This is a genomic window from Methylobacterium terricola (assembly GCF_006151805.1).
GTDB lineage: Bacteria > Pseudomonadota > Alphaproteobacteria > Rhizobiales > Beijerinckiaceae > Methylobacterium > Methylobacterium terricola.
Genome location: NZ_VDDA01000009.1, coordinates 48276 through 71003 on the forward strand (window position 1 = coordinate 48276; position 22728 = coordinate 71003).

Consider the following 22728-nt stretch of genomic DNA (forward strand, 5'->3'; position numbering starts at 1 on the left):
CGTTCAAGTCTCGACCGTCGCGCTGCCAGCTCTACGCTAGGTGCTTTACACGGGACCGTAGCACCCTCACCCCTAATCCCTCTCCCACACGGGAGAGGGGAACCGCGCGAGTATTTCGATATCGCGACAGGGACCAAGGGGAATTCGACCGATGCTCAAGACGCTCATGGCCGGCACCGTGCTCTCCCTGGCGCTCGCCGGCGCGGCGCTCGCGCAAGGCACGCCGAAACCCGGCGGCACCGCCAACGCGGTGATCCAGCCCGAGCCGCCCGGCCTGATGCTGGCGATGGTGCAGAACGGCCCGACCCAGATGGTGGCCGGCAACATCTACGAGGGCCTGCTGCGCTACGATCCCGCCCTCAAGCCCCTGCCCGGCCTCGCCGAGAGCTGGAGCATGAGCGACGACGGCAAGACCTACACCTTCAAGCTCGTCAAGAACGCCACCTGGCACGACGGCAAGCCGTTCACCGCCGACGACGTGCTGTTCTCGGTCGAGCTCCTGCGCCAGACCCATGCCCGGGCCCGCGGCAACCTCGCTCGCGTCGCGAGCGTGACGGCGCCCGATCCCACCACGGTGGTGTTCACCCTCTCGGAGCCGTTCGGGCCGTTTCTCGGCATCTTCGAGGTCGGCTCGCTGCCGATGGTGCCGAAGCACATCTATGCCGGCACCGATTACAAGACCAACCCGGCCAACAACACGCCGATCGGCACCGGCCCCTACATGTTCAAGGAGTGGAAGAAGGGCTCCTACATCCGGCTCGTCAAGAATCCGAACTACCACGTCGCCGGCAAGCCCTATCTCGACGAGATCTACTGGCACGTGATCCCCGATGCCGCCGCTCGCGCCGTGGCGTTCGAGACCGGCAAGGTCGACATCCTGCCCGGCGGCTCGGTCGAGAATTTCGACGTCCAGCGGCTGTCCTCGCTCAAGGGCGCCTGCGCGACCACCAAGGGCTGGGAGTTCTTCAGCCCGCTCTCCTGGCTCTGGCTCAACAACCGCAAGGGCCCGACCGCCAACAAGGCGTTCCGCCAGGCGGTGTCCTACGCCCTTGATCGCGACTTCGCCCGCGACGTGGTCTGGAACGGGCTCGGCAAGCCGGCGACCGGCCCGTTCTCCTCCACCGTGCGCTACCACGACCCGAAGGCCGCGAAGTATTCCTACGATCCGGCCAAGGCCAAGGCGCTCCTGAAGGAGGCCGGCTACAAGGGCGAGACCGTGCGCCTGCTGCCGCTGCCCTATGGCGAGACCTGGCAGCGCTGGGCCGAGGCGGTGAAGCAGAACTTGGAGGATGCCGGCATCAAGGTCGAGCTGGTGGCGACGGACGTCGCCGGCTGGAACCAGAAGACCTCGGATTGGGACTACGACATCGCCTTCACGTATCTCTACCAGTACGGCGACCCGGCGCTCGGGGTCGGGCGCAACTACGTCTCGTCCCAGATCGCCAAGGGCTCGCCGTTCAACAACGTCGAGGGCTATTCCAACCCGGGCGTCGACGAGGCTTTCACCAAGGGCGCGGTCGCGGTCGGCGACGATCAGCGCCGGCCGATCTACGACGCGGTGCAGAAGACCCTGGTCGAGGACGCGCCGAATGCCTGGCTCCTGGAGCTGCAATTCCCGACCATCACCCGCTGCAAGGTCCACGACCTCGTCACCACCGGCATCGGGGTCAATGACGGGTTCCGCGATGCTTGGATCGAGCGCTGAGGGCTCTTGGATCGAGCCTGAAGGCTCCTGGATCGGGCGCTGAGGGATAACGGCATGGCGGGCTTCATCGCGCGGCGGGTGGGGAAGGGCATCGTGGTGCTCCTCGCCATCGTGGTCCTGAACTTCTTCCTGATCCGCCTTGCCCCCGGCGATCCGGCCCTGGTGATGGCCGGCGAGGCGGGGGCGGGCGACGAGGCCTTCATCGCCCAGCTCCGGGAGAAGTTCGCCCTCGACCAGCCGCTGCCGAGCCAGCTCGGCGCCTATCTCCGCAGCATCGTCGGGCTCGATCTCGGCTACTCGGTGCGCCAGCAGATGCCGGTGGCGACGCTGATCGGCGAACGGCTGCCGGCGACGCTGCTGCTGACCGGCACCGCCTTCGTGATCTCGCTCTCGCTCGGGGTCCTGCTCGGGTCGCTGGCCGCGCGGCGCGCCGGGACGCTCGCCGACACGGCGATCACCGGGCTGGCGCTCTTGTTCTACGCCACGCCGCTGTTCTGGGTGTCGCTGATGGCGATCATCCTGTTCTCGGTCCGGCTCGACTGGCTGCCGAGCTTCGGCTTCGAGACCGTCGGGGCCGGCTATACCGGGCTCGGTCGCGCCCTCGACATCGCCCGGCACCTGGTGCTGCCGGCCATGACCCTGGGGCTGTTCTTCATGGCGGTCTACGTGCGGATGACCCGCTCCTCGATGCTCGAGGTCTCGCGCCTCGACTTCGTGAAGACCGCGCGGGCCAAGGGCCTGACCGAGGGGGTGATCCAGCGCCGCCACATCCTGCGCAACGCGCTGCTGCCGGTGGTGACGCTCGCCGGCCTCCAGGCCGGGACGCTGGTCGGCGGCGCCGTGCTCACCGAGACGGTGTTCGCCTGGCCGGGGATCGGACGGCTGATGTACGAGGCCCTGCTCCAGCGCGACTACAACCTCCTGCTCGGCGTCTTCGTGGTCTCCTCCGCGATGGTGCTGGTCTTCAACCTCGTCACCGACGTGGTCTACCGCGCGGTCGACCCCCGCATCGAGGTGGCGTGATGGCGACCACCGTCCCCCTGGCCGCCCCGGCGGCGACCCGCCGTCGCGGACCGCTGGCCGCCTTCCTGCGCCACCCGGGCGCGGTGATCGGCCTCGTGATCCTGGTTCTCGTCGTCGCGGCGGCGCTCCTTGCGCCGGTCCTCTACCCGACCTCGCCCTGGCGGATGGTGCAGCGGCCCTTCGTGCCGCCCTTCACCCTGGAGCGGGTGCCGCTCGGCACCGACGCGCTCGGGCGCGACATCGCCGCCGGGCTGATGCACGGGGCCGGGGTCTCGCTGATCGTCGGCCTGGTCTCGACGCTGGCCGCCCTCCTGATCGGCGTGCCGCTCGGCGCGCTCGCCGGCTATCTCGGCGGCCGGGTCGACGACGCGCTGATGCGCTTCACCGAGCTGTTCCAGACCGTGCCGAGCTTCGCGCTCGCCATCGTGCTCGTGGCGATCCTGCAACCGTCGCTGTCCTCGATGATCTTGGCCATCGCGCTCGTGAGCTGGCCGCCGGTGACCCGGCTGGTGCGGGGCGAGGTGCTGTCGTTGCGCTCGCGCGAATACGTCCAGGCGGCGATCGTCACCGGCCAGACCACCTTCACCATCCTGCGCCGGGAGGTCCTGCCCAACACCCTCTCGCCGATCGTGGTCCTGGCCTCGCTGATGATCGCCACCGCGATCCTGCTCGAATCCTCGCTGTCGTTCCTCGGCCTGGGTGATCCGAACCGGATGTCCTGGGGCTACATGGTCGGGGCCGGCCGCACGGTGATCCGCCAGGCCTGGTGGATCACCGCCTTCCCGGGCCTGCTCATCCTGCTCACCGTGCTCGCCCTCAACCTGATCGGCGAGGGGCTGAACGACGCCCTCAACCCGCGCCTGTCCCGGGAGCGCTGAGATGGTTGCCGACACAAGACGGATCGCCGCCTCGGTCCGCGACTTGAGCCTCGCCCTGCCGGCAGGCGGCGACCGGGCGCATGCGGTCGACGGCGTGTCGTTCGATCTCGTGGCCGGCGAGATCCTGTGCCTCGTCGGCGAATCCGGCTCCGGCAAGTCGATGTGCGCCCATGCCCTGATGGGCCTGCTTCCCAAGGCGGTGCGGCCGGTCGGCGGCAGTATCCGCCTCGGCGAGACCGACCTGCTGGCGCAGAACGATGCCGGCTGGCGCGACACCCGCGGCCGGCGGATCGCGATGATCTTCCAGGAGCCGATGACGGCCTTGAACCCGCTGATGCGGATCGGCGACCAGATGGCCGAGATGTTCGAGGCCCATGGCCAGCTGACGCCGAAGGAGCGGCGCGCCCGCGCGGTGGCGCTCGCCGGCGAGGTCGGGCTGCCGAACCCGGAGCAGATCGTCCGCTCCTATCCGCACCAGCTCTCCGGCGGGCAGCGCCAGCGGGCGATGATCGCCATGGCGCTGGCGCTCGAACCCGCCGTGCTGGTGGCCGACGAGCCGACGACGGCCCTCGACGTCACGACCCAGGCGCAGATCCTCACGCTGATCCGCGACCTCCAGACCCGCCGCAACATGGCGGTCCTGTTCATCACCCACGATTTCGGCGTGGTGGCGGAGATCGCCGACCGGGTGCTCGTGCTCCGCCACGGCCGGGTGGTGGAGGAAGGCCCGGCCGCCGCCGTGCTCGGCCGGCCGCAGGCCGCCTATACCCGGACCCTGCTCGCTGCGGTCCCGACCATGGACCCGCCGAACCGCCCTCCCCTCTCGGGCCCGAAGGCGGTCGAGGTGGTGGGGCTGCAAAAAACCTACGTCACCGGCGGCGGCCTCTTCCGCGCCCCGCGGCGCACGGCGGCGGCGCGGGACGTCGCCTTCGCGCTGCATCGCGGCGAGACGCTCGGCCTCGTCGGCGAATCGGGCTCGGGCAAGTCCTCGGTCGCGCGCCTCGTCATGCGGCTGATCGAGCCCGATGCCGGGAGCGTCCGCCTCGCCGACACGGACCTGACGGGGCTGCGCGGGGAGGCCCTGCGCCAGGCCCGCAGCCGGATCCAGATGGTGTTCCAGGATCCCTTCGCCTCGCTCAACCCGCGCCGCACCGTCGGTCGGATCATCGCCGACGGGCCGGTGGCCCACGGGGTGCCGCCGGCGGAGGCGATGGACCGGGCGCGCCGCCTCCTCGGCCTCGTCGGCCTCGACGAGAAGGCACTGGAGCGGTTCCCGCACGAATTCTCCGGCGGCCAGCGCCAGCGCATCGGCATCGCCCGGGCGCTCGCCCTCGAACCCGAGGTGCTGGTCGCCGACGAGGCGGTCTCGGCCCTCGACGTCTCGGTCCAGGCCCAGGTGCTGGCGCTCCTCGAGGACCTGAAGGCGCGGCTCGGCCTGTCGATGCTGTTCATCACCCACGACCTGCGGGTGGCGGCCCAGATCTGCGACCGGATCGCGGTGATGCGGCAGGGCGAGATCGTCGAGCTGAAGACCGCGAGCGCGCTGTTCGCCAATCCCGAGCATCCCTATACCCGCGCGCTGCTCGACGCGGTGCCCGGGCGGGTGCGGCAGGCGGCGTGACCGTCGATGGATGTCCGCGACGATTCCGACGCCCCCGGCGTCATTCCGCGGCCGCGCAGCGCCACCCGAGTTCCATGATCGCTGACGATTCAGAACAGGACGGAGCGCAATCCGTCTTGTTCTTAGGATTTGGCGGCCATGAATCCGGGTCTCGACTGCGCAGCACCGGGATGACGGTGCGATTTGTTGATGTGAGTGCCAAGTTACCCTACTAGACAGGTCCCGACGATGAACCGCCTGCCCTGCGTGCTGCTCAGCGCCACGACCGACCTGCGCGGGCTGTTCGGCGCGGCCCTCGCCGAGATTGCCGACCGGGTCGAGATCCTGGATCACCCGGCGCCCGAACCCGAGCGGGTGCGCCTGGCGCTGGGCTGGCGCCCGCCCGCCGACGCGCTGGCGCGCTATCCCAACCTCGCGGCTCTGTGCTCGATCGCGGCCGGCGTCGACAACCTCCTCGCCTGCCCCGGGCGCCCGCCCGACCTGCCGGTGGTGCGGGTCATCGATCCCGACCAGGCGCGGGCGATGTCGGCCTTCGTGCTCTGGCACGTCATCGGCCATCAGCGCCGCTTCGACACCTACGCGGAGAACCAGCGCGACCGGGTCTGGCGCCGCCTCTATCCCCGGGAGGCGCGCGCGGTGCCGGTCGGGATCCTCGGCCACGGCCAGATCGGCCGGCGGGTTGCGGCGGATCTCGCCGCCCTCGGCTTCCCGGTGCGGGCCTGGAGCCGCACGGCGCAAGGCGCCGGTCCCGGCATCCTCCATCATCACGGCCCGGACGGGCTCGCGGCGATGCTCGCCGAGACCGAGGTGCTGGTGAACCTGCTGCCGCTGACGGCGGAGACGCGCGGCCTTCTCGACGGCGCCCTGTTCGCGCGGCTGCGCCCGGGCGGATACCTGGTCCAGGTCGGCCGCGGCGAGCACCTGGTCGAGGCCGACCTCCTGGCCTCCCTCGCCTCCGGCCATCTCGCGGGCGCCGCCCTCGACGTGTTCGCCGCCGAACCGCTGCCCGCCTCCCACCCGTTCTGGGGCCATCCGGCGATCCGCGTCACCCCGCACGAGGCCTGCGAAGCGAGCCCGCAGGCGGTCGCCCGCACCCTGCTCGCCACCGCCGAGGCCGTACGCGAGGGGCGGGTGCCGCCGGGCACGGTCGATGCGGCCCGCGGGTACTGAGGCGTTACGCTCCGTTAACCATCCGGGGCGCAGTCTCGGAACGGAAGGGGTCGTGTCCTCTGGCGGCATGGGACGGGCGCGGGGTCGTCGATCCCCCGGCCTCTCTCCCACATGGGAGAGGGGAGTACCCGCGTCATCTCGTCAGCCTGTGGGCGACTTCGCTTCGGCGTGTTGCGCGGCTAAGCTGTGCCACGGTGGCTCACTCTGAGGGGGATGGGGCATGCTCGGGACTGTATCGGCCTTCCTGGCGATCCTGATGGTTCTCGCCCTGCGCAACATGGCCAAGGCGGCGCTGATGCCGGTCTACGCCGTGCGCGACATCCACCGCGGCCGCTACGTCCGCGGGCTGGTGCTGCTCTCCTGCTCGGTGCTGGCCGCCTGGTCGATCTGGTCGATGAGCCATCCGGGCCGGACCAAGGCGGCCCCGGTGGCGGCGGTGATGTATACCGGCTGACCGCCGGCCCGCGTCACGGCTCTTTTCGCACTGCGGCATCGGCGCTGAGCGCTTCGCGCTGGCGTTCGGCGGCGTTCGGCCCCATATCCTCGCTCGCGTCGCGCGCCCGCCCGTTCGAGGCAGGCCCCCGACCTGGCGCCCGAAGGACCGCCATCGCCCGATCGATCCCCCCTCGCGGCGCGGGCCGCATGTCGCGCGGCCTCAAGCCGCGCTCCGACGCCGTGCGCCCCGCCGCCAAGAAGAGTCAACGACCATGCTGCGTTCGAAGCAGAAGCCGAAGGTGCAGGATACCGGCTTCGTCCTGTTCGACGTCTATTACGAGGACGGCTCGCGCCGCTCCAACCGGCGGGTGCCGCGCACCGCGACCCTCGAGCACGACGCCGATGCCGCCATCCGCCAGGTGATCGAGGAGCAGGACCGCGACATCGCCGAGAAGTCGGGCCGGCCGCCGCTCGCCATCACCAAGATCGTCCGCTCGGCCTGAGCGACCGCCAGGACGGGGCCGGCGGCTTCCCAGGCGACCGGCCCCGTTACCGCTTCGCTCCTCTGGCCGCCGCGGGCATCGTCGACAGCTGGCGGTGGAGCCGCCTCAAGCCGCGATCGTCCCGCGCGCACAGGTCGTGCTGCGTCATGGCGTCGAGCTGTCGTTGCAGACGATCCTGAGGGCCAAGCGCCCCAGCCAGAACCGCGTCGGCCCCCAGCAGGCTCAAGCCCGCCGCAACACAGAATCCGATGCGCCCGATCATGCTCGTCCCCGACCTTCGTGGGCGAAGCGTTGCCCGGAAAGGTAAAGGTCGCCGCAACGGAAGCGGCGCGGCGGTGTCACACCGTCAGGAGCGCGTAGACATCGCCCGAATTCGCCTCCCGCGGCAGCTCCATCAGGGCCGCCGCCATCTCTTCCCGGCCGACCCAGCGGCCGAAATGCAAGGTCTGGCTCTCCCCGAGAGCGACGTCGAAGCCGTAGGCGCCCAGGGCCGCCAGCCGGTCGAGGCAGCGCAAGGCCACCTCGCGGGCGATGGTGGTGAACTCGAAGGACAGGGCCGGCAGCGGCACCGACAATCCCGCCAGGACCCGGTCCTCGACCCCCTCGACGTCGATCTTCACGAAGGCCGGGCGCCCATGCGCTGCCACCAGCCGGTCGAGGGTCGTGGCCGGCACGGTGATCGCTCGGTCCCAGACCTGCCCCTCCCAGCCCGGCGCGCCCGAGGCCCGCGCGACGAAGTCGGCGGAGACCGACGACACGGTCGGGTTCGCCGCGTTGAGATGGAACACGACCTCGCCGGCCGCGTCGCCCACCGCCTCCGCGATCAGCGTCACCGCGGGATCGCGGCCGTGGAGCAGGCGCAGGGCCCGGGCCGGCCCGGGCTGCGGCTCCATCGCCACGACCCGGGCGCCGAGGCGGCGGAACGACGCCACCCGGTCGCCGACATGGGCCCCGACATCGAACACCAGGTCGCCCGGCCGCACGAAGCGGCGGTAGAGCGCGTCCATCGCGGCGCGGGGCGCGCCCTCGCCGCGATAGAGCCGCAGCGAGCGGCCGGTCGCGACGGCGGTTCCCTTGGGGCGGATCACCTTGGGACGGGTCATCGGATGCTCCGGGCTCTTCCCCGGAGCCCTATCAGTAGATCGCCGGCTCGGGCACCGGGGCGCCGTACTCGGTGCGCAGGAAGTCGAAGTCGCAGCCCTCGTCCGCCTGCTGGATGTGACGCGAGAACATCACGCCGTAGCCGCGCTCGTAGCGCGGGGCCGGCGGGGTCCAGGCGGCGCGGCGGCTCTCCAGCTCCTCGTCCGACACCTCCATGCGGATCGAGCGGGCCTCGACGTCGATGCTGACGATGTCGCCGGTGCGCAAGAGCGCCAGCGGCCCGCCGATGAAGGATTCCGGCGCGACGTGGAGCACGCAGGCGCCGTAGCTGGTGCCGCTCATCCGCGCATCCGACAGGCGCAGCATGTCGCGGTGGCCCTCCTTGAGCAGCTTCTTCGGCATCGGCAGCATGCCCCATTCCGGCATGCCCGGCCCCCCCTGCGGCCCGGCATTGCGCAGGACCAGCACGTGGTCGGCGGTGACGTCGAGGCTCTCGTCGTCGATCGCAGCCTTCAACGACGGGTAATCGTCGAAGACCAGGGCCGGGCCGGCATGCTTGAGGAAGCGCTGGTCCATCGCCGCCGGCTTGATGACGCATCCGCTCGGGGCGAGGTTTCCTTTGAGCACCGCGAGCGAGCCCTGGCCGTAGACCGGGTTCGACAGCGGCCGGATCACGTCGGGATTGTGGACCTTGGCGCCGTCGATCACCGCGCCGAGCGTCTGGCCGCTGACGGTCAGGCAGTCGAGATGCAGGTGCTCGCGGATCTCGTTCATCAGCGCCCGGATGCCGCCGGCGTAGAAGAAATCCTCCATCAGGTAGGTGTTGCCGCTGGGACGGACGTTGCCGATCACCGGGACGACCCGGCTGTAGCGCTCGAAATCGTCGAGGCCGACGGCGTGGCCGGCCCGGCGCGCCATGGCGATCAGGTGGATGATCGCGTTGGTCGAGCAGCCCATCGCCATGGCGACCGCGATGGCGTTCTCGTAGGCCTCGCGGGTCTGGATCCGCCGGGGGGTGAGGTCCTCCCACACCATGTCGACGATGCGCCGGCCGGATTCCGAGCACAGGCGGATATGGCCGGCATCCGCCGCGGGAATCGACGAGCCGCCGGGCAGCACCATGCCGACGGCTTCCGCGATCGCCGTCATGGTCGAGGCCGTGCCCATCGTCATGCAGGTGCCGTAGGAGCGGGCGATGCCGCCCTCGATCCCGAGCCAGTCCTGGTCGGTGATCTTGCCGGCGCGCAATTCGTCCCAGTACTTCCAGCTGTCGGAGCCCGAGCCCAGCACCTTGCCCTGCCAGTTGCCGCGCAGCATGGGACCCGCCGGGATGTAGATCGCCGGCAGGTTCATGCTGGTGGCGCCGAGGAGCAGGCCCGGCGTGGACTTGTCGCAGCCGCCCATCAGCACCGCGCCGTCGACCGGGTGGGAGCGCAACAGCTCCTCGGTCTCCATCGCCAGCATGTTGCGGTAGAGCATGGTGGTCGGCTTGACGAAGCTCTCGGAGACCGAGATCGCCGGCAGCTCCACGGGGAAGCCCCCCGCCATCAGGATCCCGCGCTTCACGTCGTCGACGCGATGCTTGAAATGGGCGTGGCAGGGCTGGAGGTCGGACCAGGTGTTGAGGATCGCGATGACCGGCTTGCCCGTCCATTCCTCGGGGGCGTAGCCCATCTGCATCGCCCGCGAGCGGTGCCCGAAGGAGCGCAGGTCCGCCGGGCCGAACCAGCGGGCGGAGCGCAAGGAGGCGGAATCGCGGCGCACGACCTGCGGGCCGTCCGGGATGGCGCCGGGCTCGAGGTCGGGCGGGGGGAGCGGATCGCGGGCCATTTTGTCCAAGGCTCCTGATGGGTGTCGTTCGTTCTATCGCCGGGGCACGCCGCCCTGAACCCTCCCCCCCCTCTGCGGGGGAGGGTGCCCCACGGAGTGGGGCGGGAGAGGGGACGCCGCTTACGGAGAGGTCGCGACCTTCATGGAGGCTGCGATCTGAACCAGCGTGGCGCTGCCCCTCTCCCGGCCCCCATTCGGGGGCCACCCTCCCCCCGCAGAGGGGGGAGGGTTGGGCCTCAGTGCTGCAAGCCCCATTTCTGCACCGTCCGCCGCTCCAGCGTGCGGAAGATCAGGTTCTCGACCACGAGGCCGATGATGATCACGGTCAGCAGGCCGGCGAACACCGCCGGAATGTCGAGGAGGTTGCGGTTCTCGAAGATGAACCAGCCCAGGCCTCCCGCCCCCGACGACACGCCGAAGACCAGCTCCGCCGCGATCAGGGTGCGCCAGGCGAAGGCCCAGCCGATCTTGAGGCCGGTGAGGATCGACGGGAAGGCCGCCGGGATCAGGATCTTGGTGACGTAGGGCAGGCCCTTGAGGCCATAGTTGCGCCCGACCATCCGCAGCGTGTTCGACACCCCGCGGAAGCCCGAATGGGTGTTGAGCGCCACCGCCCACAAGACCGAGTGGACCAGCACGAAGACCAGGCTGCCGTTGCCGAGGCCGAACCAGATCAGCGCCAGCGGCAGGAGCGCGATGGCCGGCAGCGGATTGAACATCGCCGTCATCGTCTCGAGGAAGTCGGTGCCGATGCGGGTCGAGATCGCCAGCATGGTCAGCGTCGCGGCGAGCAGGATGCCGGCGACGTAGCCCATCAGCAGCACCTTGATCGACGACAGCGCCCGGCTCGGGATCGTGCCGTCGATCGTCTGCTGCCAGAGCGTCGTGACGGTGTCGGAGAAGGTCGGGAACAGCAGCGGGTTGTCGAGGATCCGGGCATAGATCTCCCAGACCAGCGCCAGCACGACGATGATCACGGTCTTGCGGACGAAGCCGCTGTTCCACAGGATCTCGGCGGTGCCGAGCTGGCGCTCGACCGCGCCGTCGGCGGCGGGCGCCGCCTCGCTCATGATGATGCGGGCCGGCATGGTGGTGCTCATGGCTTGCCTCTCAGGCGCGATCGATGCAGGCGCGATCAATGATGGGCGGGCTCGTCGGCGAACAACAGGTCGTGGATCTGCTGCTCGAGCTGGCCGGCGCTGCCGTCCTGGGACGACACCTTGTCGACGTCGCGCACCTCGGCCTTGACCCGGCCGGGATGGGGCGAGAGCAGCAGGATGCGGTTGCCGATCTTGATCGCCTCGGCGATCGAGTGGGTGACGAACAGCACCGTGAATTTGGTCTCCTCCCAGAGCTGCAGCAGCTCGTCCTGGCAGGTGCGCCGGGTCAGCGCGTCGAGCGCCGCGAAGGGCTCGTCCATCAGCAGGATGTCGGGCTCCATCGCCATGCCGCGGGCGATGGCGACGCGCTGCTTCATGCCGCCCGAGAGGGTGTGGGGATAGCTGTCGATGGCACGCGTCAGCCCGACCTTCTCGATATAGGCCCGCGCCCGCTCCTCCGCGTCGCGGCGGGACATCTTGCGCGCGTTCAGCAGCGGGAAGGTGACGTTCTCCAGCACCGTCTTCCAGGGCAGGAGCTGGTCGAATTCCTGGAAGACCATCATCCGGTCGGCGCCGGGCTCCTTGACCACCCGGTCCTTGATGCGGATCTCGCCCTCGCTCGGATGCAGGTAGCCGCCGACCGCCTTGAGCAGGGTGGACTTGCCGCAGCCGGACGGGCCGAGCAGCACGAAGCGGTCCGACGTATCGACCCGGAAGCTGACGCGCTCGGTCGCGGTGACCAGCACGTTGGGCGTCTTGTAGCGCAGCGTCACGCCGCGGACGTCGAGGAGGGGGCTCATGATCTCGTGTCCTCCCGTCAGCTGCCGCTGAGGTCGTGGGCGACCGGCAGGTAATAGTCGGTCCAGGCCTTCGGCTTCGTGCGCAGGGTGCCGATGCGCGACAGGTGCTCGGCGAAGCGCATCGTGCCCTGGGGCTGGAGGTTGAATTCCATCATGCCGGGCTCACCCAGATAGCTCAGCAGGTCCTCGGTGCTGGTCTTGTCGCCGGTCACCTCGCGGTAGATCTCGACCGCCTTGCGGGTATCCTTCCGGATGAAGGCCTGCGCCTCCTCGGAGGCCGCACGGATCGCCTGGACGATCTTGGGGTTGGCGTCGGCGAACTTGGTGGTGGTGAAGAACTGGCCCTGCGTCAGCGGGCCGCCGATGATGTCGGGCGAGCGGGCGACGATGTGGGCGCCGGGCACGTTGCGCAGCTCGACGTACTGGAACGGCGGCGCGGCGAAATGGGTCTTGATCTCGTGGGTGGGGTTGGCGAGCGCGATCGCCGCGTCCGGATGGCCGAGCTGCACCGTATTGGCGTCGAGCCGGTTCGCCTGGTCCGCGCCGTAGGCCTCGCCCGCCGCCATCTGCAGGAGGATCGCCTGGGTCGAGACCTTCACGGTCGGCACCGCGACCTTGTCGCCGGGCGCGATGTCCTTGATCGACTTGATCTTCGGATCGCGGCTGACCAGCAGCAGCGGCAGCGCCGAGGTGGCGACGATGCCCTTCACCCCGCCGCGCGTCCGGTCCCAGAGCAGCAGCAGGTTGCCGACCCCGGTATTGACGATGTCGACCCCGCCGGCGAGCAGCGCGTCGGTCTGGCTGCCGCCGCCGGTGAAGGTGAGCCACTTCGTCTTGACGCCGGGCACGCCCAGCCGCTCGGCGTGCTTCTCGATCAGCCCCTGCTTCTCGATGATGTGGGTCGGCAGGTAGATGATGCCGGGCTGGCGCGTGATCGCGATCTCGCTCTTCTGCTGCGCCAGGGCCGGCCCGGGCATGGCCGATCCGGCCAGGAGCAGGCCGGCAGCGACGAGGCCCGCCGCGAAGGCGCGGCGCGCGGGCGAGTGGATCATGGGCGTTCTCCCGAGGCCGCCTCGTCGAGTGCGGCGATGCATGCCGGCCGATTGTTGTCGCGTGGCCTGACCCCCTCACTAAAATGGTAATGCATTAGTATGTCAACCGCGATGGGGCGTGCTAGGCTCCCACCCGGGGGCTGCGGCTCCCCGCGTCGTCTCCTTTGAGTTGAACCATGAACGCCGTCTTCGCCGGTGCCCAGCGTCTCCGCGACCGCTCGCGCCACGCCGCCCCGCAGGTCTTCGACCTCATCCGGGAAAAGATCGTCTCCCTCGATCTCGCGCCCGGCACGGTGCTGTCGCGGCCCGAATTGCAGGCGAGCTTCGGCCTCAGCGCCACCCCGATCCGCGACGCGCTGCTGCGGCTCCAGGAGGAAGGCCTGGTCGACATCTTCCCGCAATCGTCGACCGTGGTGAGCCGCATCGATCTCGCGGCTGCCCGCCAGGCGCAGTTCCTGCGCCGCGCCGTCGAGCAGGAGGTGGTGCGCACCCTCGCTCAAGCGCCCGATCGGGCGCTGGTCGCCCGCCTCCAGGCCTTCGTGAGCGAGCAGGCGGTCTTCGCCGAGGAGGGCGACTTCGCGCGGCTGTCGGCCAGCGACGAGGCCTTCCACCGCGCCCTGTGCGAGGCGGCCTCCGTCCCCGACCTATGGGACCTGATCCGCCGCCGCAGCGGCCATATCGACCGCCTGCGCCGCCTGCACCTGCCGGTGGAGGGCAAGGCGCAGCAGATCGTCGCCGATCACCGGCGGATCGTGGCGGCTTTGGCCGAGGGTGCGCCCGAGGCGGCGCAGGAGGCCCTGCGCGACCACCTGTCGAAGTCGATCGCGCTGGGCGACGAGATCCGGGCGCGGTGGCCGGCGTATTTCGCGTGACTGTTCCAGCATCCCACCCCTTTCCCGGACGACTGGAGCGTCAGCGGAACGAGATCCGGGAACCAGCGTAAAAAGTCGCGAAGCGCCTGCCTTATTACAACGTTGCAATATATAGAGCCGCTTCGCGGCACTTCTTGTGCTGGATCCCGGATCTCCTTCCACTTCGTTTCAGTCGTCCGGGAAAGGGGCCCGTGCAACAGCGGTGATGGCGTCCTACCCCCGCCCCACCACCGTCCGGATCGCGAAGCTCGACTGGATCCGCGCCACCCCCGGCAGGCGCGACAGCACCTCCTTGTGCAGGCGCTCGTAATCGCCGGCATCCGAGACCTCGATCCGCATCAGGTAATCGGACAGGCCGGTCATCAGGTAGCAGTCGCGCACCTCCGGGCAGCGCCGCACCGCCGCCTCGAAGCGGTTGAGCGATTCCTCGGTCTGCCGCTCCAGGGTGATCTGGGTCAGCACCACCATGTGGTGCTCGCGCTCGTCGGCCTCGATCAGGGCGGTGTAGCCGCGGATCGTGCCGTTCTGTTCGAGGAGCCGCAGGCGGCGCAGGCAGGCCGAGGGCGACAGGCCGACCTTGGCGGCGAGATCCGCATTGCTGATCCGCCCGTCGTCGCGCAGGACGCGCAGCATGCGCGCGTCGATCTCGTCCCGTCCGGCCATCGCACAAGTTCCTGTCGTCGTACGGCAGATCCTGGCGTGTCATAGCACGAAGTCGCAGATGCTGCGACGATCCGGCGGGACATTCGGCGATCCTTGCGCGACCATAGGGACACCGATCGGGCGCCGGATCGGGCACGGACACAGCAGGGCGCGACAGGGATTTTCGGCGATGCGCGTTCTGATCCTCGGCGGCGGCGTGGTCGGCGTCACCTCGGCCTACTACCTCGCCAAGGCCGGCCATCAGGTCACGGTGCTCGACCGCCAGCCGGGTGCCGGCCTCGAGACCAGCTTCGCCAATGCCGGCCAGGTCTCGCCCGGCTACTCGGCGCCGTGGGCCGCCCCGGGCATCCCGGTCAAGGCGATGAAGTGGCTGATGATGCGCCACCGGCCGCTGGTGCTGTGGCCGAGCCTGGAGCCGAAGCTCTACGGCTGGCTCGCGAAGATGCTGGCGAACTGCACCGAGGATGCGTATCGCCGCAACAAGGGCCGGATGGTCCGCCTCGCCGAGTACAGCCGCGACGTGCTGCGCGACCTGCGCACCGAGACCGGCATCACCTACGATCACCGCGAGAAGGGCACGCTCCAGCTCTTCCGCACCCAGAAGCAGCTCGACCATGTCGGCGACGACACCAGCGTGCTCGACGAGTACGGCGTGCCCTACGAGGTGCTCGACCCGGCGGGCTGCATCGCGGCCGAGCCGGCGCTCGCCCGGGTCGCCGGCAGCTTCGTCGGGGGCCTGCGCCTGCCGGGCGACGAGACCGGCGACGCGCATCTCTTCACCCAGCGCCTCGCCGCGATCTGCGAGAGCATGGGCGTCACGATCCGCTACGGCGCCACCATCACGTCCTTGCGCCAGGAGGGCGGCCGCATCGCCGGCGTCGGGCTCGCCGGCGGCGAGGTGCTGACGGCCGATGCCTACGTCGCCGCCCTGGGCAGCTACACCCCGATGATGCTGAAGCCGCTCGGCATCGAGCTGCCGGTCTATCCGGTGAAGGGCTACTCCCTCACCCTGCCGGTCATCGACGCCAAGGCCGCCCCGGTCTCTACCGTGATGGACGAGACCTTCAAGGTGGCGATCACCCGGCTCGGCGACCGCATCCGGGTCGGCGGCACGGCGGAGCTCGCCGGCTTCAGCCAGGCCCTGCGCGGCCCGCGCCGGGCGACCCTGGAGCGCTCGGTCCTCGACCTCTTCCCGGCGGGCGGCGACGTCTCCCAGGCGAAGTTCTGGACCGGCCTGCGCCCGATGACCCCGGACGGCACCCCGATCGTCGGCGCCACGAGCTATGCAAACCTCTACACCAATACCGGCCACGGCACGCTCGGCTGGACCATGGCTTGCGGCTCGGGCCGGCTGCTCGCCGACCTGATCGGCGGCCGGGCGCCGGAGATCGACCATCAGGATCTGGCCGAGTCGCGCTACGCCAAGGCGGCGTGACGCGAGCCGGCTCTCTCCGGCGTCAACGACACCTTCCTGATCATCCCCGGGGCCGCGCTAGCGGAGCCCGGGATCCGGACACGCAAGCGATGCAGAACGACGCGAAGCGCGTTCCGCCTCGTCTTGCGCCGCCCGTGGTTCTGGTCCCGGGCCCCGCTGCGCGGCCCCGGGAGGCCCCTGTGACGCGGGCCGCGGGCACACAGTCTGGTTTGCAGGCACGCGCACCACGACATTCGCCTCCCCTGCCCTAAATCCCGCTCCGGGCGGGAGAATCGGCGCATGACGTGGGTCGCGGGGGTGGACGGGTGCCCGGGCGGCTGGGTCGCGGTGTTCGCCCCGCGTGACGAAACCGTCGAACCTCTCTGCGCCCGCGTGCTCCCGAGCCTGGAGGCAATCTGCGACGCGCCCGAGGCCCCGGCCGTCGTGGCGGTCGACATCCCCATAGGCCTGCCCGACCGGGTCGGCCCCGGCGGCCGCACGGCCGAGGTGCTGGTCCGCGCCCTGCTCGGGCCGCGGCGCGCCTCGGTCTTCCCGACCTCGGCCCGCAGCGTCGTCTACGCGCCCGACTACACCGCCGCCATCGCCCTGTCGCGCCGGCCCGAGACCCAGCCCTTCGCCCCCTCCCCGCCCGCCAACGCCATCTTCCCCCGCATCCGCGAGGCGGACCGGCTGCTGCGCGCCCGGCCCGACTTGCAGGCGCGGGTCTACGAGGTGCATCCGGAACTGGCCTTCCAGGGTCTCAACGGCGGCACGCCCCTGCCCGAACCGAAGCGAAAGCCCGCGGGCGCAGCCCTGCGACGCGATCTGCTGGCCAAAGCCGGCCTGCCCGCCGGCCTCGCGATCCCGCGCGGCGCCAAGCCCGACGACCTCCTCGACGCGCTGGCGGCTTTGGCCGTCGCCCGGGCCATCGCCAACGGCCGCGGCGTGCCCTATCCCGATCCGCCGGAGCGCGACGCCCACGGCCTGCCGGCCGCGATCTGGACGCTTCCCGCCAGCGAGGCCCCCTGATGACCGAAGCTCCCCCCGCCCTTGCGACCCGCGACATCGCCCGCGCCCTGGTGCTCGACCCGGCTGGCCGGCTCCTGCTGATCGCCTACGAGGCCTCGCGCGACGTCGATCCCGGCCGGCCGGGCGACCGGACCTTCTGGTTCATGCCCGGCGGCGGCATCGAGCCCGGCGAGACGCCGGAGGAGGCCTGCCGGCGCGAGCTGGAGGAGGAGATCGGCGTCGCGGACGCGCCCCTCGGGCCCCAGGTCGCCCGCTGCGACGGCGCCTTCACGCTGTTCAACAAGCCGCGCTTCGCCCGCGAGCGCTACTTCGTGGTGCGCCTGCCCGACGACCGGGTCGATACCAGCCGGCTCGCCGAGACCGAGGACAACCCGGTCTACGGCACCCGCTGGTGGCCCCTCGACGAGCTCGCCGCCACATACGAGCGGGTCGAGCCGCAGGGGCTTGCCGATCTGGCCAAAAGGCTCGCAGCCGGCGAGACGATCCCCGAGGTGGTGACGTTGTCCTGGGGGCCTGGCGCGGCGTAAGCCTGTCGCAGACCTTTCTCAAGGAGCGCGAACCCATGGCCGACGCGACCCCGTTTCCCGAAGCGCTGACGGAGGGCTACCGCGCCTTCCTCGACGACCGGTTCGTGCGCGAGCAGGACCGCTACGCCAGCCTCGCCGAGGGGCAGAGCCCCGAGATCCTGATCATCAGCTGCTGCGACAGCCGGGTCTCGCCGGAGGTGATCTTCGACGCCCGGCCGGGCGAACTGTTCGTGGTGCGCAACGTCGCCAACCTGGTCCCGCCCTACGAGACCGGCGGCGAGTATCACGGCACCTCGGCGGCGCTGGAATTCGCCGTGCAGGCGCTCAAGGTGAAGCACATCGTGGTGCTGGGCCATGCCCGCTGCGGCGGCGTGCGCGCCTATGCCGACGATGCGGCGCCGCTCTCGCCGGGCGACTTCATCGGCCGTTGGGTCTCGCTGATCCGCCCGGCGGCGGAGGCGCTCGGCGACGAGCCGCGCGGGCCCGACTATCTCGAGCAGCTCGAATTCGCCACGGTGACGAACAGCCTCAAGAACCTGATGACGTTCCCCTGCGTGCGCATCCTGGTCGAGCGCGGCAAGCTCCAGCTCCACGGCGCGCATTTCGGCATCGCCACCGGGCAGCTGCGGATCCGCGACCCCGAGACCGGGGAGTTCCGCCTGGCCGAGCCCGACCGGGCGGCGGGCGCGACCAAGCTGATCCGCTGCCAGGACGAGGCCGGCAGCGGCGGCTGAGGCAGGGCGGCGGGCCGCCCCGGCACGGCCCGCCCGACCCTGCAACTGCCGCAGAGAAAGCCTGCCGAATCCGGGCAAGACCGGACATTTTTCCTCTACATCTGTCGTCGTTTTGATTTATCATTTCATCAATCAGTTTGTACTTATGGTCAGGACGAGGCCGACATTCGGATCGATTGACACGGTCCCGTCACAGGGGCGGATCGTCTACGGCATGGGTCTCTCGCAACAAGTCGAACAAGGCCATCCGGGTGGCCGCGAGGAACGCGCATGGCGATGGGTCTGACGATCAAGACGAAGCTGATCTCCACCGTCACCCTGTTCCTGGTGCCGGTGACGCTGCTGGCCGGCCTGTTCGTGAACCAGTCCAACAAGGACATCGATTTCGCCCGACAGGAGCAGGCGGGCGTCGCCTATCTCCAGGCGGCCTGGCCCCTCCTGCGTGCCGGCGTGACGGCCCGGATTCCTGCCGCAACGACCGGGGCCACGCCCGAGGCCGCTTGGGCGGCCTTCGACGCCGCGCGGGAGCGGCACGACCCGGCGATGGCCACGGCCGAGGCCGCCCGGGACCTCGCCCTCGCCCGGTCGAAGGGCGCCGCCGCCATCGTCGATGCGGCCCGGACCCTGATCGCCAGGATCGGCGACGGCTCCAACCTGATCCTCGATCCCGACCTCGATTCCTACTACGCGATGGACGCCGTCGTGGCGAAGCTGCCGGACCTGCTGCAGGAGGCCGGCACCTTGGCGGCCCTGGCGGCGGAGTTTCGCGCCAAGCCGGCGCTCACCCCGGGCGATGCGGCTCTGTTCCTGATCGAGCAGGGCAAGCTCCGGGCGAGCGCCGACAGCCTCCAGGCCTCCCTCAAGGCCGCGTTCAAGGCCAATGCCGACGGCACCGTCCAGGGCGCGCTCTCGGCGCCGGCCGCCGCCCTGTCCGGGGCGGTCGAGGCGCTCGCCCGGCACTCCGCCGCCCTCGCCGAGGCCCATGCGGCCGGCCGGCAGGGCACGGCCGACCTCGCGCCGTTCCAGCGCGCCTCGACCGAACTCGTCGTCGGCGCCGACCGGCTGTGGACGGGGAGCGCGGTCGCGCTCGACCGGCTCCTGGCCGTGCGGATCGCCGGCCTGCGCACTCACCTGGTGGCCGCCCTGGGCGTCGCCGGCTCGGTGACGCTGCTGGCCTTCCTGCTCGCCTTCCTGCTGACGCGCTCGGTCGTGCGCAGCCTGGGCGGCCTCGACCGGCGCGTGCGCAATCTGGCCGACCAGTCCCTCGACGCCGACGTGCCGGAGGCCCACGGCAGCGACGAGATCGCCGCGCTCGCCCGCGCCATCGTCCATTTCCGCGATTCGACCGTCGAGCGGATCGCCCGGGCCAGCGACGACGAACATCGTCAGGCGATGGTCGAGCAGGAGCGCCGCTTCATGGCGCAGGTCGCCGACCGCATCCGCGACAGGGTGGGCAACGGCGTGCGCCACTTCCAGGAGGTCGCCGGCGCGATGCAGGAGGCCACCACGGGCGTGCAGAGCCACGCCACGGAGACTCGGGAGCGGCTGTCGCACTCGGTCCTCGACCTGAACGGGACGGCCCAGGAGGTCGCCGGCGCGGCGAGCGCGGTGACGCAGCTCTCGGCCTCGATCAACGAGCTCGCCGGCCAGGCGGCGCAATCGACCGCGGCGATGCAGGAGGCCCGGTCGCAGGCCGCCACGGCACGCGCCCTGGCGACGCAGCTGTCGGACCTCAGCGACCGGATCGGCAGCATCACGGGGCTGATCCACGCCATCGCGGGACAGACCAACCTGCTGGCGCTCAACGCCACGATCGAGGCGGCCCGCGCCGGCGAGGCCGGAAGGGGCTTCGCGGTGGTCGCCGCGGAGGTGAAGTCGCTGGCCGGCCAGACGAGCCGGGCGACCGAGGAGATCGACCGGCAGGTCGGCGCGCTGCGGGTTGCCTCCGGCAGCGTGCTGGGGGCGGTGGACGGCATCGCCTCGACGGTGGGCGCGATCACCGACGTCGCCACCTCGATCGCCTCCGCGGTCGAGGAGCAGAACGCGGCCACCGGCGAGATCACCCAGATGATGCAAACGGTGTCGGATCGAACCCGGACGGTGATCCGCAGCATCTCGGCGCTGCCGACGCTGGCGACCGAGACCGATGCCCTCGCGACGCGCCTCGCCACCATGGCGGCGGGGTTGAGTGCAGAGGCGGAGCATGTCCACGGCGAGATCGACCAGCTCCTGATCGAGATCGCTGACCGGCGCGGGCGCGAGCGCTTTCCGGCCGCGGCCGAGACCTGGGTGACGGTCGCGGGCGTGCGCCACCACACGATCCTGCAGGACGTGAGCGAGGTGGGGGCACGCCTGGCGGCAATCGGTATTCCGCTGCCAGCCGGCACACCGGTCACGGTCGAGCTGGGCGGCCAGCCCTGTCGGGGGCGCGTGATCTGGAGCGACGAGAGCCAGTTCGGCCTCGCCCTGCCCGATGGGCCGGTGGAGGCCCGCCATCTCGCCGGCCTGCCGACGCATGCCGCCGACGGGCATGCGGTGAACGCTGCGGCGTGAGCCGCCCCCATCTCCCCGCGCCTTCGCATCGACACGTCGTTGAAGGCGTCCGGCGCATCGGCGCCGGCGCCCGTTCGGGCTTGCCTTGCGCCGTCGAACGAGTTCGTTCGAAGGCGCTGCGGTATCAGTCCACCGACCCGATCCGCGCCGCCAGCGCCGGCGCGAGCCCGGTGCTCGGCTTCGGGTCCGGCCGCCGGAACGTTCCGGCGGTCGCCTTCAGGGGCCGCTGCGCCACCAGGGCCTCGGCGAGCTTGACCGCCGCCACGACCTGATCGACCACCGGCACCGGCAGCCGCTCGCGCACCCGGGGGCCAAGGCCCGACAAGGGGGCGCCGGCGAAGATCAGCACGTCGGCGCCGTCCTCCTCGACCATCGCCCGGGCGAGGTCGATCAGCTGCGCCTCCTTTTCCTCCTGCACGCCGGAGAGGGTGGCGAAGCGCCCCTCCAGCGCCCGCACCCCGGCGCAGCGCTGCCCGAGACCGTGGGCGGCGACGGTCTCCTCGTACCAGGGCACGAGCGCCCGGGCGAAGGTGACGAGGCCGAAGCGGCGGCCGAGCATGCAGGCCGACAGCATCGCCGCCTCGGCGAGCCCGATCACCGGATGGTCGAACAGCTCGCGGGCGCCGAGCAGGCCCGGATCGCCGAAGGCCGCGATGATCGCGGCATCGACGGGCGGCGCCTCGGCCAGCATCTCGAGGACGAGGGCGCCGCCGATCTGCGCCTCGGCCCGCGTCGCGATGTAGGGCACGCCCCGGGGCGCGGTCGCCGTCAGGATCTCGGTGCCGGGCGCGGCAACGGCCGCCCCGGTGGCGGCCATCAGCGCGGTGACGTCGCGGCTGGTGTTGGGGTTGAGCAGGAGCAGGCGCATCGGATCTCTCGAGGTCAGGCGGCGTCGGGCTTGGTGTCCGGTCCGGCGAGGCCGGCGAGCAGAGCCGCGCCGGTATGGCCGACATGGTCGGCGAGCAGGCGTCCGGCGCGCTCCGCGTCGCGGGCCTCCAGAGCCGCCAGGATCGCCCGGTGCTCGGCGACCGATTCGTCCCAGCGCCCGCGTCGGTCGAGGGCGCGGCGACGGGCGATCTCGGCGCGCGCGTGCAGGGCCTCGTGCGCCTCGCGCAACGGGGCGTTGCGGGCCGAGGCCACGATCAGCGCGTGGATCTGCTGGTTGAGGGCGAAGTAGGGGGCGAGATCCCCGGCCGCGTGGTGCGCCTCCATCTCGGCCTGGAGCCGGCGCAGCCGCTCCAGCTCCGCCGGGCCGATGCGACCGGCCGCGAGCTCGGCGGCGGCCCGCTCGATGGCGGCGATCGCCTCGAACAGCTCGGTTACCGCGTCGGCTCGCAGCTCCGCCACCCGGGGCGAGCGGTTCGGGCGCAGCTCCACCAATCCCTCGACCGCGAGCAGCTTCAGCGCCTCGCGCACCGGCGTGCGCGAGATGCCGAGCGCCGCCGACAGCTCGGTCTCGACGAGCGCCGCGCCCGCCGGCAGCGTGCCGGCGACGATCAGCGCGCGCAGGCGCTCCACCGCCTGGTCGTGCAGGCCGCGCCGCGGGCCGAGGCCGGCGGATTCCAGCAGCACCGGCTTGCGCGGGCGCCCGCGGGGACGCCGAACCGGGTCCATGCCTGTCGTCTCCCTCATCGTCGGGTTCGAACCATAGCCGCTCGACGCCGCGGCGAGCGCATCAATTCAAGGCAATTCTGATGTCTCAATCGGCATTTGGCATG

The 22728-nt window shown here is 71.0% G+C and carries 22 protein-coding genes; 13 read left to right on the forward strand and 9 right to left on the reverse strand.

Going from position 1 to position 22728, the window contains the following annotated elements; all coding sequences use genetic code 11:
• Positions 1-151 precede the first annotated feature (151 nt).
• From FF100_RS19420 to FF100_RS19450, 7 genes are all read left to right on the forward strand, one after another.
• Positions 152-1705, forward strand: a complete 1554-nt coding sequence (locus tag FF100_RS19420; RefSeq protein ID WP_139037336.1) for an ABC transporter substrate-binding protein — start codon at positions 152-154, stop codon at positions 1703-1705.
• Positions 1706-1759: 54 nt separating this feature from the next.
• Complete coding sequence (locus FF100_RS19425; protein WP_139037337.1) at positions 1760-2728, forward strand: ABC transporter permease; 969 nt, start codon at positions 1760-1762, stop codon at positions 2726-2728.
• Positions 2728-3606: an ABC transporter permease gene (locus FF100_RS19430; protein ID WP_246102173.1), complete on the forward strand. Its 879-nt coding sequence runs from the start codon at positions 2728-2730 to the stop codon at positions 3604-3606. Before FF100_RS19425 ends, FF100_RS19430 begins: the two co-directional genes overlap by 1 nt.
• Before the next feature lies 1 nt (position 3607).
• Complete coding sequence (locus FF100_RS19435; RefSeq protein WP_139037338.1) at positions 3608-5227, forward strand: ABC transporter ATP-binding protein; 1620 nt, start codon at positions 3608-3610, stop codon at positions 5225-5227.
• Positions 5228-5455: 228 nt separating this feature from the next.
• Positions 5456-6397, forward strand: coding sequence for a 2-hydroxyacid dehydrogenase (locus tag FF100_RS19440; RefSeq protein ID WP_139037339.1), 942 nt, complete (start codon positions 5456-5458; stop codon positions 6395-6397).
• A gap of 220 nt (positions 6398-6617) precedes the next feature.
• Positions 6618-6851, forward strand: a complete 234-nt coding sequence (locus FF100_RS19445; RefSeq protein WP_139037340.1) for a hypothetical protein — start codon at positions 6618-6620, stop codon at positions 6849-6851.
• 253 nt (positions 6852-7104) lie between these two features.
• Positions 7105-7335 carry a hypothetical protein gene (locus FF100_RS19450; RefSeq protein WP_139037341.1) on the forward strand — a complete coding sequence of 77 codons (231 nt, stop codon included), beginning with the start codon at positions 7105-7107 and terminating at the stop codon, positions 7333-7335.
• A gap of 46 nt (positions 7336-7381) precedes the next feature.
• Here FF100_RS19450 and FF100_RS19455 read toward each other — a convergent pair whose 3' ends face one another.
• From FF100_RS19455 to FF100_RS19480, 6 genes are all read right to left on the reverse strand, one after another.
• Entirely contained in the window at positions 7382-7597 is a 216-nt protein-coding gene (locus FF100_RS19455) for a hypothetical protein (protein WP_139037342.1), read from the reverse strand.
• Between the two features lie 76 nt (positions 7598-7673).
• A complete protein-coding gene (locus FF100_RS19460) occupies positions 7674-8438 on the reverse strand; it encodes an FkbM family methyltransferase (RefSeq protein WP_139037343.1) in 765 nt (254 codons plus the stop codon).
• A gap of 31 nt (positions 8439-8469) precedes the next feature.
• The gene (araD, locus tag FF100_RS19465; RefSeq protein ID WP_139037344.1) at positions 8470-10266 is read right to left on the reverse strand and encodes an L-arabinonate dehydratase; all 1797 of its coding nucleotides are present in this window, start codon (positions 10264-10266) and stop codon (positions 8470-8472) included.
• Between the two features lie 236 nt (positions 10267-10502).
• Positions 10503-11366, reverse strand: coding sequence for an ABC transporter permease (locus tag FF100_RS19470; RefSeq protein ID WP_171070256.1), 864 nt, complete (start codon positions 11364-11366; stop codon positions 10503-10505).
• Positions 11367-11401: 35 nt separating this feature from the next.
• Positions 11402-12166, reverse strand: a complete 765-nt coding sequence (locus tag FF100_RS19475; RefSeq protein ID WP_139037345.1) for an ABC transporter ATP-binding protein — start codon at positions 12164-12166, stop codon at positions 11402-11404.
• Between the two features lie 17 nt (positions 12167-12183).
• Positions 12184-13218 carry an ABC transporter substrate-binding protein gene (locus FF100_RS19480; protein WP_139037346.1) on the reverse strand — a complete coding sequence of 345 codons (1035 nt, stop codon included), beginning with the start codon at positions 13216-13218 and terminating at the stop codon, positions 12184-12186.
• Between the two features lie 176 nt (positions 13219-13394).
• Here FF100_RS19480 and FF100_RS19485 point away from each other — a divergent pair, with 176 nt between their 5' ends.
• The gene (locus FF100_RS19485) at positions 13395-14090 is read left to right on the forward strand and encodes a GntR family transcriptional regulator (protein WP_139037347.1); all 696 of its coding nucleotides are present in this window, start codon (positions 13395-13397) and stop codon (positions 14088-14090) included.
• Between the two features lie 213 nt (positions 14091-14303).
• Here FF100_RS19485 and FF100_RS19490 read toward each other — a convergent pair whose 3' ends face one another.
• Positions 14304-14753, reverse strand: a complete 450-nt coding sequence (locus FF100_RS19490; protein ID WP_139037348.1) for an Lrp/AsnC family transcriptional regulator — start codon at positions 14751-14753, stop codon at positions 14304-14306.
• Between the two features lie 169 nt (positions 14754-14922).
• On the opposite strand from FF100_RS19490, the gene FF100_RS19495 reads away from it, so the two are divergent.
• The 5 genes from FF100_RS19495 (at position 14923) to FF100_RS19515 (ending at position 21010) form a co-directional block, all read left to right on the forward strand.
• Entirely contained in the window at positions 14923-16188 is a 1266-nt protein-coding gene (locus FF100_RS19495) for a D-amino acid dehydrogenase (protein ID WP_139037349.1), read from the forward strand.
• Positions 16189-16467: 279 nt separating this feature from the next.
• Positions 16468-17196 carry a DUF429 domain-containing protein gene (locus FF100_RS19500; RefSeq protein ID WP_139037350.1) on the forward strand — a complete coding sequence of 243 codons (729 nt, stop codon included), beginning with the start codon at positions 16468-16470 and terminating at the stop codon, positions 17194-17196.
• Positions 17196-17723 (forward strand): NUDIX hydrolase, encoded by a 528-nt coding sequence (locus tag FF100_RS19505; protein WP_139037351.1) that lies wholly within the window; start codon positions 17196-17198, stop codon positions 17721-17723. Before FF100_RS19500 ends, FF100_RS19505 begins: the two co-directional genes overlap by 1 nt.
• A 35-nt stretch (positions 17724-17758) precedes the next feature.
• Positions 17759-18457 carry a carbonic anhydrase gene (locus tag FF100_RS19510; RefSeq protein ID WP_139037352.1) on the forward strand — a complete coding sequence of 233 codons (699 nt, stop codon included), beginning with the start codon at positions 17759-17761 and terminating at the stop codon, positions 18455-18457.
• Between the two features lie 270 nt (positions 18458-18727).
• The gene (locus FF100_RS19515) at positions 18728-21010 is read left to right on the forward strand and encodes a methyl-accepting chemotaxis protein (protein ID WP_139037353.1); all 2283 of its coding nucleotides are present in this window, start codon (positions 18728-18730) and stop codon (positions 21008-21010) included.
• A gap of 124 nt (positions 21011-21134) precedes the next feature.
• Here FF100_RS19515 and FF100_RS19520 read toward each other — a convergent pair whose 3' ends face one another.
• A complete protein-coding gene (locus FF100_RS19520) occupies positions 21135-21878 on the reverse strand; it encodes an aspartate/glutamate racemase family protein (RefSeq protein ID WP_139037354.1) in 744 nt (247 codons plus the stop codon).
• Between the two features lie 14 nt (positions 21879-21892).
• The gene (locus FF100_RS19525; RefSeq protein WP_139037355.1) at positions 21893-22624 is read right to left on the reverse strand and encodes a GntR family transcriptional regulator; all 732 of its coding nucleotides are present in this window, start codon (positions 22622-22624) and stop codon (positions 21893-21895) included.
• Positions 22625-22728: the final 104 nt, after the last annotated feature.

Coding starts and splice junctions, on each gene's coding strand:
- FF100_RS19490 (WP_139037348.1), bottom strand. CDS start 14,753: ATGGCCGGACGGGACGAGATCGACGCGCGCATGCTGCGCGTCCTGCGC.
- FF100_RS19525 (WP_139037355.1), bottom strand. CDS start 22,624: ATGGACCCGGTTCGGCGTCCCCGCGGGCGCCCGCGCAAGCCGGTGCTG.
- FF100_RS19430 (WP_246102173.1), top strand. CDS start 2,728: ATGGCGACCACCGTCCCCCTGGCCGCCCCGGCGGCGACCCGCCGTCGC.
- FF100_RS19440 (WP_139037339.1), top strand. CDS start 5,456: ATGAACCGCCTGCCCTGCGTGCTGCTCAGCGCCACGACCGACCTGCGC.
- FF100_RS19435 (WP_139037338.1), top strand. CDS start 3,608: ATGGTTGCCGACACAAGACGGATCGCCGCCTCGGTCCGCGACTTGAGC.
- FF100_RS19510 (WP_139037352.1), top strand. CDS start 17,759: ATGGCCGACGCGACCCCGTTTCCCGAAGCGCTGACGGAGGGCTACCGC.
- FF100_RS19480 (WP_139037346.1), bottom strand. CDS start 13,218: ATGATCCACTCGCCCGCGCGCCGCGCCTTCGCGGCGGGCCTCGTCGCT.
- FF100_RS19460 (WP_139037343.1), bottom strand. CDS start 8,438: ATGACCCGTCCCAAGGTGATCCGCCCCAAGGGAACCGCCGTCGCGACC.
- FF100_RS19475 (WP_139037345.1), bottom strand. CDS start 12,166: ATGAGCCCCCTCCTCGACGTCCGCGGCGTGACGCTGCGCTACAAGACG.
- araD (WP_139037344.1), bottom strand. CDS start 10,266: ATGGCCCGCGATCCGCTCCCCCCGCCCGACCTCGAGCCCGGCGCCATC.
- FF100_RS19425 (WP_139037337.1), top strand. CDS start 1,760: ATGGCGGGCTTCATCGCGCGGCGGGTGGGGAAGGGCATCGTGGTGCTC.
- FF100_RS19420 (WP_139037336.1), top strand. CDS start 152: ATGCTCAAGACGCTCATGGCCGGCACCGTGCTCTCCCTGGCGCTCGCC.
- FF100_RS19515 (WP_139037353.1), top strand. CDS start 18,728: ATGGCGATGGGTCTGACGATCAAGACGAAGCTGATCTCCACCGTCACC.
- FF100_RS19470 (WP_171070256.1), bottom strand. CDS start 11,366: ATGAGCACCACCATGCCGGCCCGCATCATCATGAGCGAGGCGGCGCCC.
- FF100_RS19445 (WP_139037340.1), top strand. CDS start 6,618: ATGCTCGGGACTGTATCGGCCTTCCTGGCGATCCTGATGGTTCTCGCC.
- FF100_RS19495 (WP_139037349.1), top strand. CDS start 14,923: ATGCGCGTTCTGATCCTCGGCGGCGGCGTGGTCGGCGTCACCTCGGCC.
- FF100_RS19505 (WP_139037351.1), top strand. CDS start 17,196: ATGACCGAAGCTCCCCCCGCCCTTGCGACCCGCGACATCGCCCGCGCC.
- FF100_RS19455 (WP_139037342.1), bottom strand. CDS start 7,597: ATGATCGGGCGCATCGGATTCTGTGTTGCGGCGGGCTTGAGCCTGCTG.
- FF100_RS19450 (WP_139037341.1), top strand. CDS start 7,105: ATGCTGCGTTCGAAGCAGAAGCCGAAGGTGCAGGATACCGGCTTCGTC.
- FF100_RS19485 (WP_139037347.1), top strand. CDS start 13,395: ATGAACGCCGTCTTCGCCGGTGCCCAGCGTCTCCGCGACCGCTCGCGC.
- FF100_RS19520 (WP_139037354.1), bottom strand. CDS start 21,878: ATGCGCCTGCTCCTGCTCAACCCCAACACCAGCCGCGACGTCACCGCG.
- FF100_RS19500 (WP_139037350.1), top strand. CDS start 16,468: ATGACGTGGGTCGCGGGGGTGGACGGGTGCCCGGGCGGCTGGGTCGCG.